A 212-nucleotide genomic window follows, 5' to 3' on the forward strand; every position below is an offset into this window, starting at 1 on the left:
GTTTGGGGTACGATTTCGTGTTACCTGATGCTTAGAGGCTTTTCCTGGAAGCAGGGCATTTGTTACTTCAGCACCGTAGTACCTCGTCATCACACCTCAGCGTTAAAAGAAGTCCGGATTTACCTAAACTTCCCGCCTACATGCTTAAACCGGGACAACCGTCGCCCGGCTAACATAGCCTTCTCCGTCCCCCCTTCGCAGTAACACCAAGT

1 rRNA gene is annotated in these 212 nt (G+C 50.9%); it reads right to left on the reverse strand.

The features are described 5' to 3' along the window. Nucleotides 1–212, reverse strand: a 23S ribosomal RNA gene (locus tag OGY71_RS00305); the annotation flags it as partial.

Source organism: Citrobacter sp. Cpo109 (genome assembly GCF_030332565.1).
GTDB classification, from domain to species: Bacteria; Pseudomonadota; Gammaproteobacteria; order Enterobacterales; family Enterobacteriaceae; genus Citrobacter; species Citrobacter portucalensis.